The sequence below is a fragment of the Butyricicoccus sp. genome (genome assembly GCF_050872565.1).
GTDB lineage: Bacteria > Bacillota > Clostridia > Oscillospirales > Butyricicoccaceae > Butyricicoccus_A.
In genome coordinates, this window is the sequence record NZ_JBNMHC010000387.1 from 1 (window position 1) to 1,946 (window position 1,946).

The 1,946-nt window shown below is 48.0% G+C and carries 5 protein-coding genes; all 5 read right to left on the minus strand.

Annotation, left to right across the window (positions count from 1 at the left end):
* Positions 1 to 740, minus strand: a 740-nt coding sequence (locus tag ACR0P9_RS11675; protein WP_432620339.1) for an MATE family efflux transporter, incomplete at its 3' end; no start/stop codon positions are given.
* A gap of 130 nt (positions 741 to 870) precedes the next feature.
* Positions 871 to 975, minus strand: a complete 105-nt coding sequence (spoVM, locus tag ACR0P9_RS11680; protein ID WP_432620341.1) for a stage V sporulation protein SpoVM — start codon at positions 973 to 975, stop codon at positions 871 to 873.
* A complete protein-coding gene (locus ACR0P9_RS11685; protein WP_432620343.1) occupies positions 972 to 1,121 on the minus strand; it encodes a hypothetical protein in 150 nt (49 codons plus the stop codon). The genes spoVM and ACR0P9_RS11685 overlap by 4 nt, the downstream gene beginning before the upstream one ends.
* Before the next feature lie 67 nt (positions 1,122 to 1,188).
* Positions 1,189 to 1,590, minus strand: a complete 402-nt coding sequence (locus ACR0P9_RS11690) for a DUF3021 domain-containing protein (protein ID WP_432620345.1) — start codon at positions 1,588 to 1,590, stop codon at positions 1,189 to 1,191.
* Between the two features lie 3 nt (positions 1,591 to 1,593).
* The coding region (locus ACR0P9_RS11695; protein WP_432620347.1) for a LytTR family DNA-binding domain-containing protein at positions 1,594 to 1,946 on the minus strand (353 nt) is incomplete at its 5' end.

The window sequence follows — 1,946 nt, forward strand, 5'->3', positions numbered from 1 at the left end:
ATCTGCTGAATCAGACGCTTGGATGGCTTGATATAGCGCAGACCGTTTGTGATTTCCTTGTTGACGGCAAGATGAAAGGCCAAAGCGACAACACAGGAGACAATCTGACCAATGACTGTCGCATACGCCGCACCGCGGACACCGAATGCCGGACAGCCGAGCAGTCCATAAATCAAGATAGGATCCAAAATAATGTTTGTCACGGCACCGGCAATTTGTGCAATGGTAGAAAATAACGATTTGCCGGTGGCTTGCAGCAGCTTTTCAAAGCAGGAGAAGAACACCATACCGAAGGGAATGCAGCAGCAGATGCGCAGGTAAGAAATCGCCATGTCAATGACAAGCGTGTTGTTGCTTTGCGACTGCACATACGCGCGCACACCAATGATGCCGAATACAATGGATGCGATACAGATGATAAACGACAAAAATTCTGCATTTCCAGCGACTCGATTGACTTTTTCGCGGTTTCCTTCGCCCAATGTGCGTGACAGCAGCGCATTGGCACCGACACCTGTGCCGACGCCCAGCGCAACGAGCAGCATCTGAACAGGGAAGGCGAGCGTCAGTGCCGTTAAGGCGGCTTCGCCGTCCTGTGCCATGTTGGAAACAAACGCGCTGTCCACGATGTTGTAAAACGCTTGCAGCATCATAGAGAGAATCATGGGGATTCCCATGGAGAGCATCAGCCGTGGTACGGGCAAAGTTCCCATTTTGTTGATTTTTTTGTCTTGTTCCATCAAGAAGACCTCACTTTTTAGAAAATAAAACACAAAAAAAGCGTAAATCCAGAAACCTGGATTTACGCTTTTTGCTACTCGGTATGTGTATTATTGTAGCAAATGAGAAGTCCAAAAGTCAAGAGGGATTTTAGACAGAAGAGGTGTTTTTCATGCCGAAGATCCCACGCAAAATACCAGCGAGCAGCTTAGGACTTTTGATAACAACAATTTTCATCGGACAGACTCCTTTCATGCGTTCCCATGTACGACAATACCGGCTGCGATGAGCAAAATCGTTGCGATTGGCAGCAGCAGACAGGCGGGAAGCAGCTCTGCGAGCAGCAAGCCCAGTCCGAATGCCGCCGCAGCCAGACCAAAGACTTTCCAGCAGCAGACCATATATCCTTCACCTCTTGCCCGCAGTATAAGCAGGAACCGGGCAAGAGGTGTCTGTCCGAAGGAAAAATTATTTGTTGAGCTGCTGATTGATGTGGTTGACGGAGGCACGGTTCAACAGATACAAGACCACATGCACGATGATATAGATCATCAGAATAAACGGCAGCATCCGCGTGATGAGGAGAACAACAGAGCCGTCGCCGTAATCACAGAACCAGCCGCAGATCAATGCGGTCAGGCAGGTGAGCGGGGCGTGAATCAGCGTGGCGCCTAAGGTGGACAGCTGCTCATTTTCGTAAATCAGAGACAGCAGACCAATGATGCCGCCGCCGATCATCCAGACGATAAAGTTTTTCAGCAGTTCTGTCATGCCGAAATTGATGAGCATGGCAATGGCAACGAAAATAGAGGCAAAGGCAACGCCGGTAATCAAATAATTGAAAAGATACATTACGTTAAACTTTTTCATAGGTCACAACTCCTTTTCTACATAAGCACGAAAGGCTTTGAAATACTTGCGGGAAATCGTCAGGCGCGTCTGGTTATCTCGCAGAATCACGATATAATTGCCGGAAAATTCCGATTGGACAGATTGTGCCTGTCGGACGTTGAGCAGCGTACCTTTGTTGATTTGAATGAATCCGCTGTGGTGAAGCGTTTCTGCCAGTTCATATAATTTGTTTCGGGCTTCCATGCAGCCGTGCTTGGTAAAGGCGATGATTTTTCTGTCCATCGCTTCAAAATAGTAAATATCTTCGACGGGACACAGATATTCTTTGCCTTCTTGATACAAAAACAGGCGAGAAGTCGCTTTGGCAGCGTGCA